Here is a 17,355-nt window from a genome sequence, read left to right on the forward strand (position 1 = left end):
ATAACATATGAACAAGAAAGGAAGAAACAATGAAATCACTAAAGTTTGTAACAGCATTCATACTCAGTTTCTTTTTATTGGCAAATACGGCAGCCGCACAAGGTTTTCAAGATGTCCCAACGGATCATTGGGCGCATGATGAAATTCGTTTTTTGACGGACAAGCAGGTCATACGCGGATTTTCGGATGGTTCTTTCAAACCGCTTACTGTTTTAACGAGAAAAGACGCGGCTGTCATGCTTGTGCGTGCTCTTAAGCTGCCAACAATCCAACAACCTCAAGTAAAACCTACTGATTTGAAGCCGACTATGGGTGGATATTCAGAAATGATGATAGCTGCGAATAAAGGTTTCTTCACCGTTACAGGAAACCGTTTCAACCCGAATCAGCCACTCACTCGTGATGAGATGGCTAAGGCACTCGCCGTTGCATATGGCTACAACGGAAAAGGTACTTCTTCCTTTAAAGATGTGGCGAAGAGCAATCCGTATTACAAGTTTATCGATGGGATTGCGGAAAACGATATCACGACAGGATATTCAGACGGTACATTCAAGCCGACTGTTGCTGTTAACCGCGCACAATTTTCTACATTCCTTAAACGCGTCTACGATAAACCACATGAATATAGTGTGAAAAAGGATGGACGCATATTAAAAACTTTCACGGATGAGACTGCTGCGATAACTTATGCAGTGAGCCAATCAGGTTCAACGGTTCATCCGGTCAGTAATTCACTCATGAGATATGAGCAAAAGCCCGCAAACTTAGGGGCTACAGGTATAAAAAATGGTGTCTTAATTTATAGCGGTTCAGAAAAAGCGGATTTCGACAAAGCGTTCTTCGCTCCTTACCTTGCCAAAGCAAATTCTACCTTTTTCGACACTTTCGTCGTTTTAGGTAGGCAATATCCAAATGGAGAATTTCAAGAAACCCCTAAAAACCTGGCGAATTACAGTGACTGGAAATGGTTTGCAGATAAGCTTTTCTCACCTTCTGGCCCATTACAGCCGCTGAATGGAGCTGCCGTGGAAGCAAATAGAAAGGCAAAAGTCTATATCGGAATTCCCTATCCGAAACGCAACGGGAACTTGATTGACCTTAACGGTAAAAAGTTGCCCAATACTCTTGCCGCTCGCAAGCAGATGGTGAACTGGTACATTTCAACAGTCGAGCAGCAATGGAAACGCTCAGGATTCACCAACTTAACATTTGCAGGCTATTACTGGGTAAATGAAACGGTCATTCATGCGGAAGATGAACTGTTAGTTACGGATACGGCAGCAGCAATCCATAAACTGAATAAGAAATTCATATATGCGCCGCATGCTCGTACGACTAATTTCGATAACTGGAAATACTATGGTTTCGACGGGGCTTATTTGCAGCCGAACACATTCCGACTAAACCTTGGTGATCCTAAAGCAAGGCTGCACAAGGCTTTTCTCGAAGCGCAAATCAAAGGGAGCAGCATCACATTGGAAATCGACACCTATTCCCCACACCAAATGGCGGCTGGTCTACCAAACTTCGAAACATATTTGGAGTTTGCAAAACTCTATGATTTACAAGGCTTCCTCCTTTACCAAGGAACGGAAATGGTTTATCGGATGGGCACAATGAAAGGTGATGCTTATCAAAAAGCTTATGAGGGATTGTGGGATTTCATGAAGTAAAGATTCAATTGAAGTAGCCAATTTCCATTCGGAAACTTGGCTTCTTTTATAATTTCGACCGAACTTTCCCATAAATCGTTTCTATAGGATGAAGTGCGGCTGTTTGATATACTACATGTCAATGTAATGAAAGGAGTTTTGATTATGCAAAATATATCTGGCAAAAATGCGATTATCACAGGAGCTGGGCGAGGAATCGGCCGTGCAACAGCAATAGCTTTCGCTAAGGAAGGCATAAACGTAGGACTAATCGGGAAAACGGCTGCCAACCTTGAAAAGGTCGCTGAAGAACTTACTGAATATGGTGTGAAAGTTTCGTTTGCGGCTGCAGACGTGTCTGACAATGAATCCGTAATCGCTGCTGTCGAACAAGTAAAATCGGAATTAGGGCCAATTGATATTTTAATTAATAACGCCGGAATCGGTAAATTTGGCAAGTTCCTTGAACTCCCTCCTGAGGAATTCAAGCAAATAATCGATGTAAACCTGATGGGCATGTACTACGTCACACGCGCAGTGCTGCCAGAAATGATTGAACGACAAACAGGCGATATCATCAATATCTCTTCAACCGCAGGACAAAAAGGCGCACCTGTAACAAGTGCATACAGTGCTTCGAAATTTGGTGTTTTAGGACTTACAGAATCACTTATGCTTGAAGTCAGAAAACACAACATCCGTGTGACTGCATTGACACCAAGTACAGTGGCAACCGACTTGGCGTTCGAAGAGAACCTCACTGATGGAAATCCTGAGAAAGTCATGCAACCGGAAGACCTTGCAGAAGTAATGGTCGCACAATTGAAGCTGCACCCACGGATCGTACTGAAGTCTGCTGGACTTTGGTCGACAAATCCTTAATTTACTGGAAAAAGACCCTGAATGGGTCTTTTTTTGTTTGGCGCTGATTGAAACTTTAAGATCTCCCATGGAATGCGCATGACTTCCCGTAGACGTAATCTAACCAATGAAACTTTTTAATGTTAATTGCACTATAAGTCCGAAAAGTATGTTCATCCTTCTTTCTCAATGTTAGAATAAAGAATGGAAAAGGGGGATTGAATTTGAAAAAACAACTAGTATTCATGGCTGCCCTGCTTGCTTTCGTGTTTATCCTCAGCGGCTGCTCATCGGATAATAAAACGGTAGATACAAAAACGGCCGAAGCAATCGATGTATCCAAGTATTTTCCGCCTATTGGCATGAGCCGGGTGTATATCCAATATGATACCGAGGGGCAAACGGCGGAATTAGCCGATTCAGTGAATTTGGCATCTAACTCGGACGGCTCAGAATCGATTTACATTCATGAACAAAGTGGAAGTAATACAAAGTCGATAAAGGAATATGAAGTTAGTTCTGAAGAAGTTAAGCTCATCTACATAATCAATAGTATGAAGAGTGAGGAAACAGCCGTTTTGGAAATTGCGAATCAACCGAAATGGGACAAGAACGATGTGCATCAATCTGTCGGTATGATGACAGCGACTAACCTTACAATGGAAGTTCCTGCAGGTAAATATAATGAAGTGATTGAAATCACAAGCATTATTCCTGGCGACAAAGAAGGAAAAACGATCAATTACTATGCCCCTGAAGTGGGTCTTATCAAGACAGTATTCAGTTTCAAAGACGGTGAGGAATTCACTTTCAATGAACTGAAGTCAGCGGAGAAAGTGGATTAATCGATAAAAAGAAGCCGATCGGTCATTGACCAGATCGGCTTCTTCATTACAATGCATCACTGTACATTGATGTACAATTTCCCACCAGCGAATGCTCTTGTTTCATTACCGTAAATGTCTTTCACTTTTACTTCGATGCGAGCACCAGCTGCAACTACGCCGGATGGAACAGTCCAGTAGCCTACGTAGTGGCCTGGGCTCACTTCTCTGATCGGCAGTTCAATCGCGTTTGCTGTCATGCCAAGGTTTGTAAGTGGCATGTGGATGGCGAATGTTGCAGCTAATCCTGCTTCGCTATCAAACTCGATTTTCACTGTTTGACCAACCCCAACATGAAGATCCGTTGCCGGAGTTAGGTTAGATATTTCAAGGTCTGAGAATTTCGCGAAAACAGTTACAGATTTCGTTTCTTCGTTTCCTGCAGCGTCTTTCGCAACTACAGTAATGACGTTCTCACCATCGTCAAGAAGAATACGAGTTGAGTAAGTTCCATTAGCAGCAACGTTTGCCTTCTGTCCATTGACAGTTACTGTAGCTAAGTTGGCGTCTGAAACTTTACCTGTAACAGTTGCAACTTCACTCTTCGTTTTAGTACCAGTTTTCGGGCTTGTGATGGACAATACAGGTTTCTTCGTATCCAATACAAACGTAACCGGTGCTGATTCGCCTGTCACTCTGCCATTTTGAGTAGAAACGGCGGTAAATACGTTTTGACCTTCAGTCAGAACTACCGGGAAAGCAAATGCGCCATCTTCTCCGATTGTGACGGAACCAGCGTCTTTACCGTTGTTCTTCAAATTGATCATTGTTGTTGGAGATGCTTTACCTTCAATTACAACATTTGCATCGTTTGTTACTGTGCCTAAAGTTGTGATTGAAGGACCATCTACTTCATAGTTTACACGTGCACGGATCATATAGTTTCCTTCTGCCTCAGGTGAAGGAGACCATGCGCCGCCAACGTACTGATAGCTTCTCTTAGCATTCGGACCGTCCTCATCCGTAGCCAGTCCAGGTGATGCCGTGTTAATTTGAGTTTGGATGTAAACCATGTAGAAATCACCGTCAACCGCGATGTTGTGCTCCGCTAGGTCGACGACAGTCCAGCTGCCATCCCGTTTAGCATTCGCATCGATTGGACCTGCAAGCTTCTTGCCCGGTGCTCCATCTACACCTTTCGCATCCCAAACTTCAACTGCGAATTTTGTTCCACCTGGTACTGGCCATTCAGCAGTCCAGAAATGGAAAATACCTTCGGATACGATACCGGAATTCTTACCTTCCGGAAGCGACATCTTGACAGCCCAGCCATTTCCAGCGTCATAGAATGCACGAGCATTGTCTGCTGTACCATCGTCATATCCAATTACCCCGCCAGGATATGTGAAGAATGGCTCAAGAATAATATCTTTGACGAGACCGTTGGATCCGATAGTAATAGACTCTTCCTTACTATGGAACCCTCTTGCAATGATCTTCATCGTATACTCACCGGAGTATGCAGTAATCGAATAGCTTCCGTCAGCGTTAGACTCGACAGGAGTGATATTCGCATCTTCAATCAACATGATGACTGCACCTTCAACTGGAATTCCATCAGCGTCAGTAACTTTACCAGTTACCGTCCCTTTCGAATTTTCCTCCAATGTGAAGTTAGCAGTAGTTGTTTGCCCGTCACTGATTGTGACTGTTTGTGCAGCAGATTGGAATCCATACGCTTCTGCTTTCACAGTGTAAGTTCCTTCGCCAAGCGTCATTGTGTATGATCCATCTGCCGGATTTGTAGTGGCAGTACGATTGTTTTCAAGAACTGTCACTTTCGCACCCAATGGCAATGCTGAAAGATTGTTTTTCATTTCCGTAGCCGGAGCCGAAGCAACAACTTCCTCTTTCGTCATATCAACTACAAGATCTTTTGGATCCATTGGTGTTTCAGTTGCTTCTTTTTCTTTCTCTGCCTCAAGCTCAGCGTCTGTCAATTTCACCGCCGGCTTAGCCATACCGATTGTAGCAGTTGCAGGTTGTGCAACATCAGTTAATGCTACATCATCGATATACCAACCTGGTCGTACGACACTTCCATCAGAAAATGCATTAAAGCCGATATAGACGCGTTGACCGCTATATTCAGAAAGGTCAACCTGGCCATCAACCCAGCCATCTGAGATTCCTACGATTTGCTGAAGTTGTGTCCATTGAACTCTGTCAGTCGAAATGACAATATGCCCATAATCCCAAGCTCTTCCACTCACAGTGGATTGCTCGAAGTTATGCCATTGCTTAAACTGCAAGTAGGAATTTCCTTCTGGCAAATCAACAGGAGGCATGACAAGTGTTGCATTCATATTGCTCATGTAATCGCCTGATAGGTTAGTAGCGTATACCTTTTCACCGGAAACGGCATTGCCTGGTCCTGATGTAGGTACTCCCCACTCCCAACTATCATTCGCTCCAAATGATTCCCAACCGATCGGAGTTTGTTCAAAATTCTCGAAATAGCCAACTGTGATACCTTGCTTAACAGCAACCGTATACTCCTCAGTTGTCACTTCATTGTTACCGAAATCATTAATTGTAAATTTATACTTGAATTCGTTGCCTGCAACAGTGTCGCCAGCAACCGTCACACCGTACACACCGGACTTATAGTCTCCGGATTTGCGTGTAGCTTCCGCCGTTTGCCAAGCACCATCTGCATCTAGGTATTGGAAATTAACAGAAGAAACACTGATGTTGTCGCTCACTTGGATTGTTAGATCAAAATCCATGTTAGCGTATGTCTCTACAGGTGCAGTGTGCTCATACTCTGGTGCTTCAGTATCTTCACCATTTTGTGTAACTTGGCCTTTAAGTGTTCCAAGTCCACTTGCGATAGTCGATACAGCCGCGTATGCGTCAACAAGTCCGTGTCCATACGCATTGTTTGGAACTGTCGGATACTGGCTATCTGTCAACGGAACTGCAGTGCTTGTCAAAATTAGCTCCATCTCGTCAACAGTGATCGTAGCATTCGCTTGGCGAAGCAATGCTGCAACAGCTGCTACTGCAGGTCCGGACATCGAAGTTCCATTCCATCCACCTTCATAGCCGCTTCCCGGTACCGAGGAGCGAATGTTCACTCCTGGAGCAATGATATCAGGCTTAACTTCCCCATATGGCGATGGACCGCGTAAAGAGAAGCTTGCTACCTTGTTGTTGATATCAGATGCACCAGTTGCAAATGATTCAGGATAGTTAGCTGGCACTGCGATTGAACCAGGTCCGCCTGGATTCGTTAATGTTGTATTACCGGCAGAGAACTCAGGGAAAATTTCTGCGTTTCTCCAGTTAATAACGACATCACGATACCACTCGTCAAGACCACGTCCGCCGCCCCATGAGTTATTTACAACGTCCGGAGCAAGGTCAACGCGAACGTTTCCATTTCCATCATGCGGAGCTAAAATCCATTGTGCTGCAGCTAATAAAATCGCATCAGATGTACTACCTGCCGCATCGAATACTTTAGCTGCAATCCACTTCGCGCCTGGAGCAACTCCGATTTGATTGGAACCGTCCGGCTCGCTTCCGACCATTGTTCCAGTGACATGCGTTCCATGTCCGTGGTCATCGTAAGCTGCTTCGCGACCAGCGCGAGTTGCATCGAAGAAGTTATATTTATGGCTTACTTCGCCAGTAGCTGCATCATAGCCACGATATTTTTCTTTCAATGCTGGATGATCCCATTGAACACCTGAGTCAAGACTCGCAACAACTGTCCCGGAACCATCAATGCCCATTGCCCAAACGTCTGGCGCATTCACACGTTGAACGTTCCATTCCACGTTCGCAAGGCCTGAAGCAGGAGCAACCGCATTTTCCGTCTTCGTTGCTGCAGTTAATTCACGTGTTTCGTTCGGAAGAATTTTTTCAACTTCAGGGAAACTTGCGATTTTCTCAGCAATTTCCTTCGTTGCAGTAACGGCCATACCATTTACTATATAGTAAGAGGTCATGTCTTTTACTTCTCCCGTTGCCATAAGGCTTTCTACAAAGTCCTTAACGTTCTGCTGTGTTTCAAGTGAAGTAGCTTTCAGTTCGGACACGACTGCAGACCTCACCATCAACTCTGTTGTCGCTGCTGAAAGACGAGCTTTGTTTGCATCTTGTCTAGCCTGTTCAGCGACCTTCGTTGTATCTGCTTTTTCTTTGAATTTAACTAAGAATGTAACTGTTTCCTCGTCCTTAAAATCTTCCAATAGGAAATTGCTGATTTTAGATTCAGTAGTAGTAAGGGAAACAGCAGAATCTCTGACCGATTGATGAAGTCTGTTCTTTTGCTCCGCTGTTGCCATGCCCGGCGATAAAATGGAGAGCACCATTAAAAACGCCGTTACAATACTAAAGATTCTTCTTTGACTTCGAGCACGTTTCGTCCTCAAATTTCATTCCTCCTTTTTTTATAAAGAACACATTTCTTTAATGTAAAAGGTAAAACCCTATCCCTCCTTTTAATTCCGGGTATTTATGGCGGAGAATTGCTATATCTGGTTGTTTCAGTCACCATACAAGTTTGATTTATTTAAAACCTAACGGAAAAAGTGAGAATAAAAGCTTACCTTTAATCCGTTCTTTTGGTAGGAAACCGAATTCACTGTTTCTACTATCCAAACTCTCACCGGGAGTCCGATTGTCTCCAATTACAAAATAGGAATTTTCCGCTACCGTCACTAAATCCATATCATTCGGGAAACCGATGGAGTAAACTTCTTTCACCTTGTCGCCATTCACATACACGACTCCGTCCACAATCTCAACAGTGTCATTCGGTAAAGCGATTATGCGTTTAATGGCATCAAAGCCATGTACATCACGAAATTGAACGATATCATCTATATCAGGTGTAAAAAGCAGATTATTCGTCACAATAACATCCTTGTTTCCGAGTGTCGGGGCCATCGAGTTTCCGCTTATGACGGTAATGCCAATTGCAAATCGGAATACAAGAAATAGACCAATGATGAGCAAAATGAACTTCACCCAACTGAGTACACTGTCATCTGATTTTTTCTTCTCTTTCGTAGCTTCGACTGTTTTTGCTGTCAGTTCATTTACATTCATTCCGCATCACTTTTCCTTTCATCATAATCCGGGCCTCGGGTTGGATTTGGATCTGGATTTGGATCTGGATTTGGGTCTGGATTTGGATCTGGATTTGGGTCTGAATCCGGATTTGTTTCAGTTTCCGGCTCTTCCCCCGGGTCGTCCGTTTCCGGAGATTCAGGCTCTTCCATCGGGTCCTCCGCTTCGGGAATTTCAGGTTCCTCATTCGGCAGTAGGCTTTGATCACCCTCATTCACTACCCGGTTCATCTCATTCACCGCTGCTTGGAAAATACTCTCCAGTTCATCTCTTACACTATTTTCAGTTTCAGAGTTGTCGATAGTAAATCCATCGATTAATTCATCGGCATAACGCCGTAATTCACTTGTTCGTTTTTCCTTTTCTTCCATCGTAAAAGCTTTAAGTCGTTCAATAGCCATTTGAATTTCCGAATGCAGCTCTTCTTTTAAGCGTTCCGTTTGAATCTCCTGTTCCGAATCGATTGCTTCCTTGATCTCAACAATCGCGTGCCCCCTTTGTGTATCAAACCAATTCACCAATAATGATTGGATATCTTGATTGGCAAATGTGATCGATACACTACTTCCAATGATTCCGGTTAAAAGAACAGCTCCAATTAGGAACTTATACTTTGGCATTTTACTCCTTCTTTTTTTATCCACAGCACAACCTCCAGATAAAATTGTAGGGCCGGCGTTTAGCAGGCCCTATGCAACTACGAATTAGTCATTCATGTCCGAAAGAAGCGCATCCATTGCAGCTTTTGCTTCATCTTCAAGTTCCAATGCTTTTGCTTCGATCAAAGCTTCTTGTGCCGCCACTAAGTCATCTAAAATATCACCAACTTGGTTATATACTTCATTGACTTTGAAATCGACTGCAGTTTTCAAGTTATTAACAGTAATAGTCGTTTCATTTTCCAACTCTTCCATAATCGCGGCCTTTGCAGCTACAATTGCCTCTTCAAGCCCAGCAAGTGCGTCAGATTTAACAGCATCCAATTGATAGGTCAATTCTTCGATGGCAGCCGCTCCCGTATCTTCTGCAAATGTCGTCATATCGGCGGATGCAATCTGTGTTGCCTCAGCCCCGGCAGCTTGTATTTGCAGCCATCCCTCCTGGTAAATATTATTAAAAGCAAGGTCCATACCCGCAAGGATTTCAGCCCCGGCTTCTCCTAACGAGTTAATATGGGAATCCCTTGCGCTTTCAATAGCGGAGGATGCTCTCCCAATTTCACGATCCCTTGTAAATTCAACGTCAAATTCTGCGCCAGCTCTCAATCCTTCAAACATTTCATCCAAACTACCAAACTCTTCATCAGAATACAGATCTGCTTCTTGTGCGATTGAAGCTTGCGCACCATTAAAAACGCCGCTATACCAAGATTTCAACGCACCACCGGCATCCGTGTTCGCAAATGCAAGACCCACACCAGATAGCAGTCCAGCCGAAATTGTTCCTGCAACGATTTTCTTTTTAAATGTCATCTTCATTTAATAATCCTCCTCAGTTTTGTTATGATCATTTTCAAACTTCACATGGTTAGTGCTTCCGTCAAAACCATAGTCGGAAAGGAGTTCCGATAAAATATCGAATGTACGACGATCGATCTCTACATGTCGTTTTTCAATCTCTACTTCAATTTCTACTAAGTCCTTTTCTATAAGAGATTCTTTTGTTTCATCCAACTGCTGAAGATGGACGTTTTTATACTTTTTGATACTTTGATCAGCATCCTTAGAGGCATTTAAAACGTAATCCACAAGTTGACTTTCCAATCTTTTAATCAACTGATCTTGATAGGTGTTTATGGAGTCCTTAAAAGTTGTAAGTGAGGTTTTCATTTCTTCACTTATTTGGTTGGAAAGTAAATGAAGTTGAAGCCGATACCAGTCCGAAAAAGCGATTCCTTGCTTGGATTGGGCAACTATCGAGGTACCCATTAAAAGAAAACAACACATTGCTATTAAAATGACAAACTTTCTCACGATCACCTACCCCCTACTATTTTCGGAGAAGCACCTTTCATTCCGCTGAACGCACGCTGTGTTTAGAAAAGATATACTTTTCCATCTATTCCTAAGTATAAAAGCGAGTGTTTTTCTTCTCGCCCCTATTCCGTCTACTTTTGCCACTATACTTTTGATACGTCTTGTTAGACATAGATGTAAGACGACCTACCACTTTTGTCTCCATTGGTATACAAAAGTGTACTGATTATAATTGGGGGGCTGCTTGTAAAGCGAAAAATGCCAGACCCTATAAAACAGGATCTGGCATTTTGTATTTAATTTATTATAATTAAGTAACTGTGTAACGAACTAACCCTTTTGCATTTGCATATAAAGCCGCCTGGGTTCGATCCCCTAAGTTCAACTTCGCTAAAACTTGGCTAACATGTTTTTTAACAGTGTATTCTGTTACGGATAGCACCTCGGAGATTTCTTTATTCGATAGACCTTTACCAAGTTCTATCAACACTTCCGTTTCCTTTGGAGTCAGAGTTTCAAACTCCCCCCTTGTTAAATAGGAACTTTGGGATTTCAAAATAACCTCAAGGATTCTTTGATCATAATAATTCCTGCCATTACGAATCATCCTTAAGGCATGTACCAATTCTTCAAGCACTGATTCCTTCAATAGAAATCCGGAAACCCCCAACCTCTTCGCCGTCATAAAATTATCTTTACTTGGCGAAGAGGACAGTACGATAAATTTGCATACCGACCCTTGGCTTTTCGCCTCGGCAATCAAATCCAATCCACTTTCGCCGCCCAAATATAAATCTACAATAGCAATATCAGGTTCCTTCGACCTTAGGATGGCTAAAGCTTCCCTCCGATTCGAGGCTTCCCCTACAATATTCAACCCTTCTTCACCGACAAGAATTGAAAAAAGTCCTTTTCTTATTAACGGATGATCATCGACAAGTATCACATTCATATAACGACAACCTCTCTCTATCATTTATTAAGATGATTTCTATTGTTAATCGTCGTTGAAAAACTATACTAAGTAGCTTCCGTCGCCAATTTAGGGACGGTAGTGAACGGTAATAGACTTGCACGTGACAGTATGGAGATAAAATAGTGAGTGGAATTATTTCATGGATTGAGGTAAATTCTGAGGTGTCATATGGTTATGGATATAAAAACCATCTTCTTCCTCTATTGTAATGAACTGCAGAAAAACTGGCAATATAGGTTTCTAACTATTTAAAGTATTCATTCTTTATAACTGTTTTAGCCACCCCTCACTAATTCCAATTTCCCTCTCCACTAAACAGAACTACATATTTCGCCTTATCCCCCAACACCTACACATGTCACATCCATGCCACCACCCCTTGAAAACAGCCTTCCACAGCGCTCTAATTGGAACTCTAAGGAAAAAAGAAACTATAATAGGCCTTTTGACACGGAACATACTATGAAGGTACCTGTGCACGGCACATTTATGACAATTCAACAGGACTAATATTCATTCAAGTTGGATCAGGTAAAACACTATAACGATTGAGTTCCATGTTTACTTTTTATGCAATTGTAGTGCATAGTCAGAATAGTTTCTTGCACAGGCACCTTTACAAAACTCTTTTACACTTTCCTCCACCTCCACACAGGTACTTTAAGCCTATTTGAATAAAATATAGTAAGAGAATTTTAAACGGAGGGGACAATTTCATTATGAGACGTAGAAGATTTCGAAGCCCAAGACTCTGTGTATTTCCCGGCTATACCTGGTGCGGTCCCGGTTGTAGTGGTCCGGGCGCCCCGGTAAATGCTGTGGATGCGGCATGCAAGGCACATGACTTATGCTATCTTTCGCATAAAAGCCGCTGTGAATGTGATTTGGAATTTCTCGATCGACTGGAACAATATATTGACCTTGATAACTTGGAAGGCCGGCACGCAAGGACGCTTTATCGCTATATGCTTGCCCAATCCAAATTCACTTGTTGGCGGAGATAATAGAAAACCCCCGGATGAATTTTTCAACCGGGGGCAGATTATTTTTTTAGTTTGTATACGAAAGGACAGCAGTAGGGAATCTCCACAGAATGTTTTTCGCTTCAACTTTTGTTGCGAATTCGAACATCCGAATACTTTTTTGTTCAAAAACAGTGATAACCCACATGATGCATTCTCCTTTTGTTTTGGTTTTGTTTGGCGAATCGCCTCTTCTAATGCCTATGTTACTCTGTTTTTCCCAAAACAAAAAGATAAGAAAGAGGTTGTTCACAAATCAGTCAAGGACAAAGCGCTTACATTTGTCATATTTTCGACTAAGTTGTCCGTATTGCACAACGAATCAAAACAAACACATGAAAAATCACTGCTTACTCGACAACCACAGGGATTTCATTTCATCTTCTATAGTAGAGAATATTAATAGTCGGTACTCGCCAAATGTATAATACTCGATATATTCGTTGAAAATATCATCGAACACTTTCTTCTCCGGCTTCCCCAATAGTGTTCTTAGCTCTTCCGTCGAATTGGTCAATGCCATTTTAGATACAACTATGAATGAAACATCCTGCGTCCCTTCATTATAAAAGTACGTATATCCGCCTGGAAATTCATAGTAAGGACCGCCCTCATAGTAATCATGGACAACCCAGTCATCTCTTTCCTGCAGCAACTTGTCGATCGGTTGCCCAAGTTGCACATTCTGATTGATAAACATGCCTTCTGACAATAAAGCTTTAGATTGTTCTGTAAAAGTGTACTGCGGAAAAGCGAGGTAGAAATGCTGATATTCATGCCACTTGCCCACCAAATATTCTCCTGACGCCAACCCGAATTCCTCCTGATCGGTATAGGTTCTTTCAAAGTGGAAAGCAAAACTCAATTTTTCAGGATGCCATTTCCATGTTGTAAACGTCCATCCGGGAACAGCATCCATCGTGTCTTCCGAATCCAAATATATTTGCAAATAACCATCTTCGATTGCCCTAAACGTTGGAGTCGAGGCCTCCACATCACCTTTTCCATCAAATTGAATCTCTTTCAATCTTTCACCGTCATAAACCCATGCTGTAATTAAATTCAGCTTTGGACTCTCCTTCCGGGCCAAGCTAAAGATTGTATACTCCCCCAACGTGTACGTACCAAGCGATTCTTCAAAATTAGTCAACAAACCATCAATCTGTAATTGCATCTCAGCTTCCTCAGCACCTTCTTTCGCCAAGAATATAGTGTACGAACCTCCGTCAGCAAGCTGATTTTTTCCAATAACGGAAGACAACGTTTCGGTTTCGATCAAATATACATCCCCAACCGCTTCACCCGACCGAACTACTGTAGTTGCAATCGCATGCTCCTTCGCCGCCTCTATTGAAATGAAAACACCAACTTCTTCATTCATATCAACTTCCGGTTCAGAAACCCCTTCATCTATAACTTCATTCTCAGGAAGCGAAATCGGTGCTTTCTCACTACACCCCGCAACGATTAAAGCAATCAACACCAAGCCCACTATTCCCTGCAAACCGCGAAAAGTAATTCCAGGAAGCATAATTGCAGTCACCCACCTTTCATTTTTACTGCTTGACCAACATCCTAAGCCCCAAAAACATCGCCCATGCATCATTTTCCCCGTCAAAAAAGAAGCGTATCGGTTTTTCTGTCTTCTCAATGACGAGGGTCGAATCATCGCTTGAACGAAGAGTAAAAGTTTCATTCCCAATGGTTGCCGTAGCCACATCATCATTCAAAGAGATGACCACCTCGGCACCCTCTCCCGAGCGATACGTTCCTACCATTCGCTTGAGTTGTTCAATGTCCATATCATATTGCGGTTCCACACTTCTTTTCTGATCAATCGGAAGCCCTAATACAGCATTTACCGCCGCAAGCCAAATGGCATCAGCACTTACATTACTCAAATTCGTCAACACAGCCACCGTTATCCCGCGTTCTAAAATGAATCCAAAATTAGATGAAACACCCGGCTGCCCTCCGCCATGCTCAATTAGTGTAACTCCAGAGTAATCTGGGGTAATCTTGAGCGCATACCCATAATGGCTATTTCCGCTCACCCAGTGTATAGGTGTGGTCATTTTTCGTACATATTGATCGCCAACAATCTTCCCCGATTCACCAACATATGCCTCCCCATACTTAAGCAAATCCAATACAGTCGATCGTATGCCGCCACCGACAGCATAATTCCCTAACGTAGGCCAAGGACATTCCTTCGGATCCCCTTCCTCCAAAACGTACGGCACAGTTACATTCTCAAAGCCCTTCAATTCCTGAAGATCATATGTAGTCCGTTCCATCCCCAACGGATTGATAATTAACCTTCGGATAAAGTCTTGATAATTTTCGCCGGTTATCCGTTCGATCACTGCCCCCAACAATAAAAACATATCATTGTTGTAGCAAATAAATTCAGCTGGTCTGCCCAAATAGGTATGATCAATTTCATTCAAATAACGCAAATGCTCATCAAATCCATTCAACTTTTCCAGGCGCTCCATCGTCCCAAGTCCAGTTGTATGCGATAAAAGATGATGAATTGTAATTTCATCAGTAAACCCACAATCTTTCAACTTGAAATCAGGAAGATGTTTACTCACCGGATCTTCAAGTTGCAATTTGCCTTCCTCAACCAATTTCATAATAGCGAGCGCGGTAAATGACTTTGTAATAGAAGCAACACCAAAAATTGTCTCCGGTGTCACAGGCCCATTCGTTGTTAAATCTCTCACTCCAAAGCCTTTTTGATAGATTACTTCCCCATTCTCAGAAATTGCTACCGCAACACCGGGAATCTTTTCGACATCCATTACTTTCCTTACATACAACTCAAACCCTTCCCACCGACTCACATGCACCATTCCTTTCGCTTCAAGAATTTTCATTTAATTAATTCTAACACTCTCACTGACCGTTTAATAGACGAAAAAAGACCAATAGCAACGCGGCCATTGGCATTCCTCATTAAGTTCACCACATCTTCTCATACGTTTCAATCCCAACTTTAGCATTATACGTATATCCGATATTCTCAATAATCTCTTTTACCGTTTTCACACCGATTTGTGAATACGCCCGATTTAAAGTCAGCGTGTTATTCGTAGCGTATTCAGGCCATTCTTTTCGTGTCGTATAAGGTGTATTCACGAAATAATAAGCTTCGATTTCTCCAATTCGCTCATAGTCTGTGCGCCTTATCAGCGGCCGTAAATACCCCATTTGTTCGATCAACTTTTTTGCTTCGTATTTCTGGGCGGCTGTTTCAAATGACATTTTGGCCGAGAAAATCTTATCTCCACGAGAATTCCACAGCTCCGTCGGGCGATAGATGTGTACGTTCAAATCATGGTGGGTAACAAGATCCTTTTCTATAATCTTCTTTTCCGACGTGATTCTGTCGTAATTAAACTTAATGCCAAGCACCTGCAAAATTTCAATCGTTGCACTCGGCCCACTACCACTGTATCCGCAAGTCGCCCCACTTAACCAAATCTCCCGCTCACTATCACCGTTCCGTAAGATAAATGTGTAGTTTCTTAACTGAAACTCCCTTTTCCCTTCATCTAAATAGATATCCGGGACGTTTCGATAGAGTGCCGGTATATCCTCATCGTTGAAATATACCTCAAAACTCGTCACCGCTTCCAATAAATCCAAATTCGCTTTAATAAACCTCACCGTGCTATGGGGATCACCACTAAACCGAATGATTTCCATGTTACAATTCCTCCCTATAGATTGCTCTAAAGAAAGGTATGTTGTAATGATAGATGAATAGCACTTATTTAGATTGATTATGCCTCATTTTAAAGGATTCTTTGAGCGCGCGGCTGCATTCTTGAGCGCAAAATCCGCTTCTTGAGCGCCTCGACAACGTTTGAGATTGAAACTACTTTCCTCGAATCCCATCCCCATTGATCAACGACGGCGGTTTCTCACCTGTCAAACCGGCGATTAAATTCCTGATTGCAAGCTCTTCCATTTTCCTGCGAGTTTCCAAAGTCGCGGATCCGATATGCGGGAGAGTGACGACATTCCTCAGCCCAATGAATGGGTGATTTTTGCCAAGCGGCTCCTTTTCATAAACATCCAGTCCCGCTGCAAGGATTCGACCTTCCTTCAAGGCAGCCACCAAATCAGCCTCATTCACTAACGCACCTCTTGATCCATTAACAAAAATAGCTGTTTCCTTCATTAATTTAAACTCACGGGCACTGATCAGATGAACCGTTTCCGCAGTTAACGGTGCCATCAAGCAGACAAAATCAGCTTGCTGCAATAGGTCATCCAATTCCATATATCTCGCATTGAGTTTTTCCTCAGCTTCCGGCTTTCTTGAGCGATTATGATAAAGTATGTCCATTCCGAATCCGAACCGCCCTCGTTTCGCTATGGCTTGCCCGATTTTCCCCATCCCGATGATGCCAAGCGTTTTTCCATGAACATCCATGCCAAATAGAGATTCACTTAATTTCCCTGTCCAGTTCCCCTTTTTGACATATTGATCAAGTTCAGGAATTCTTCTTGCAGTTGCAAGGAGCAGACTAAAAATTGTATCGGCTGTTGTTTCGGTTAGGACATCAGGTGTGTTGGTTGCTAAAATCCCCCGCCTCGTTAGCTCATCAATATCGAGATTGTCATATCCGACTGAAATATTGGAAACTACTTTTAAGAATGGTGCGCGCTCCAACAATGCCCTATCAACTTTCAAACTTGAGCCAATCAAGCCAGTGGCCGTCACAATCTCCTTATTGAATTCCCCACTTCCTGGAGCGGCCGTAACAACAGTGAACCTTTCTTCAAGTTTCATTGTCCCTTCTTCCGAAATCGGAGTGTAAATCAATATTTTCTCCTTCAACTTGAATTCCTCCCTTAAAGAAAACAGGACAGGAAATTGCACAT

The 17,355-nt window shown here is 42.7% G+C and carries 14 protein-coding genes; 4 read left to right on the forward strand and 10 right to left on the reverse strand.

Translation table 11 applies throughout. From position 1 onward, the window contains the following. Nucleotides 1-29 precede the first annotated feature (29 nt). The 3 genes from NSQ43_RS15300 to NSQ43_RS15310 all read left to right on the forward strand — a co-directional run bounded on the left by NSQ43_RS15300 (nucleotide 30) and on the right by NSQ43_RS15310 (nucleotide 3,361). The gene (locus NSQ43_RS15300; protein ID WP_339251582.1) at nucleotides 30-1,676 is read left to right on the forward strand and encodes a DUF4855 domain-containing protein; all 1,647 of its coding nucleotides are present in this window, start codon (nucleotides 30-32) and stop codon (nucleotides 1,674-1,676) included. 144 nt (nucleotides 1,677-1,820) lie between these two features. Continuing rightward, a complete protein-coding gene (locus NSQ43_RS15305; protein ID WP_339251584.1) occupies nucleotides 1,821-2,537 on the forward strand; it encodes a 3-ketoacyl-ACP reductase in 717 nt (238 codons plus the stop codon). 203 nt (nucleotides 2,538-2,740) lie between these two features. Then, complete coding sequence (locus NSQ43_RS15310) at nucleotides 2,741-3,361, forward strand: hypothetical protein (protein WP_339251585.1); 621 nt, start codon at nucleotides 2,741-2,743, stop codon at nucleotides 3,359-3,361. A 56-nt stretch (nucleotides 3,362-3,417) separates the two neighbouring features. On the opposite strand, the gene NSQ43_RS15315 is transcribed toward NSQ43_RS15310, so the two are convergent. The 6 genes from NSQ43_RS15315 to NSQ43_RS15340 form a co-directional block, all read right to left on the reverse strand. Beyond that, a complete protein-coding gene (locus NSQ43_RS15315; protein WP_339251586.1) occupies nucleotides 3,418-7,782 on the reverse strand; it encodes a S8 family serine peptidase in 4,365 nt (1,454 codons plus the stop codon). A 136-nt stretch (nucleotides 7,783-7,918) separates the two neighbouring features. After that, a complete protein-coding gene (lepB, locus tag NSQ43_RS15320; protein WP_339251588.1) occupies nucleotides 7,919-8,461 on the reverse strand; it encodes a signal peptidase I in 543 nt (180 codons plus the stop codon). Further along, nucleotides 8,458-9,126, reverse strand: a complete 669-nt coding sequence (locus NSQ43_RS15325; RefSeq protein WP_339251589.1) for a hypothetical protein — start codon at nucleotides 9,124-9,126, stop codon at nucleotides 8,458-8,460. Before NSQ43_RS15325 ends, lepB begins: the two co-directional genes overlap by 4 nt. Nucleotides 9,127-9,186: 60 nt before the next feature. Beyond that, nucleotides 9,187-9,960, reverse strand: a complete 774-nt coding sequence (locus NSQ43_RS15330; RefSeq protein WP_339251592.1) for a hypothetical protein — start codon at nucleotides 9,958-9,960, stop codon at nucleotides 9,187-9,189. Beyond that, nucleotides 9,961-10,455: a hypothetical protein gene (locus NSQ43_RS15335; protein WP_339251594.1), complete on the reverse strand. Its 495-nt coding sequence runs from the start codon at nucleotides 10,453-10,455 to the stop codon at nucleotides 9,961-9,963. A 313-nt stretch (nucleotides 10,456-10,768) separates the two neighbouring features. Continuing rightward, on the reverse strand, nucleotides 10,769-11,410 hold the full coding sequence (locus NSQ43_RS15340; RefSeq protein WP_339251596.1) for a response regulator transcription factor: 642 nt from the start codon (nucleotides 11,408-11,410) through the stop codon (nucleotides 10,769-10,771). A 743-nt stretch (nucleotides 11,411-12,153) separates the two neighbouring features. Between NSQ43_RS15340 and NSQ43_RS15345 the strand changes: the two genes are divergently transcribed. Further along, nucleotides 12,154-12,438 carry a phospholipase gene (locus NSQ43_RS15345; RefSeq protein WP_339251598.1) on the forward strand — a complete coding sequence of 95 codons (285 nt, stop codon included), beginning with the start codon at nucleotides 12,154-12,156 and terminating at the stop codon, nucleotides 12,436-12,438. Between the two features lie 361 nt (nucleotides 12,439-12,799). Here the strand turns inward: NSQ43_RS15345 and NSQ43_RS15350 are convergent, their stop codons facing one another. The 4 genes from NSQ43_RS15350 to NSQ43_RS15365 all read right to left on the reverse strand — a co-directional run bounded on the left by NSQ43_RS15350 (nucleotide 12,800) and on the right by NSQ43_RS15365 (nucleotide 17,311). Then, nucleotides 12,800-13,999, reverse strand: coding sequence for a hypothetical protein (locus tag NSQ43_RS15350; protein WP_339251599.1), 1,200 nt, complete (start codon nucleotides 13,997-13,999; stop codon nucleotides 12,800-12,802). Nucleotides 14,000-14,012: 13 nt separating this feature from the next. Next, nucleotides 14,013-15,338 carry a serine hydrolase domain-containing protein gene (locus tag NSQ43_RS15355; protein ID WP_339251601.1) on the reverse strand — a complete coding sequence of 442 codons (1,326 nt, stop codon included), beginning with the start codon at nucleotides 15,336-15,338 and terminating at the stop codon, nucleotides 14,013-14,015. Between the two features lie 85 nt (nucleotides 15,339-15,423). After that, a complete protein-coding gene (locus NSQ43_RS15360) occupies nucleotides 15,424-16,170 on the reverse strand; it encodes a hypothetical protein (RefSeq protein WP_339251602.1) in 747 nt (248 codons plus the stop codon). A 172-nt stretch (nucleotides 16,171-16,342) separates the two neighbouring features. Next, nucleotides 16,343-17,311: a D-glycerate dehydrogenase gene (locus NSQ43_RS15365; RefSeq protein WP_339251603.1), complete on the reverse strand. Its 969-nt coding sequence runs from the start codon at nucleotides 17,309-17,311 to the stop codon at nucleotides 16,343-16,345. Nucleotides 17,312-17,355 lie beyond the last annotated feature (44 nt).

Source organism: Sporosarcina sp. FSL W8-0480 (assembly GCF_037963765.1).
In the GTDB taxonomy this organism is placed as follows: domain Bacteria; phylum Bacillota; class Bacilli; order Bacillales_A; family Planococcaceae; genus Sporosarcina.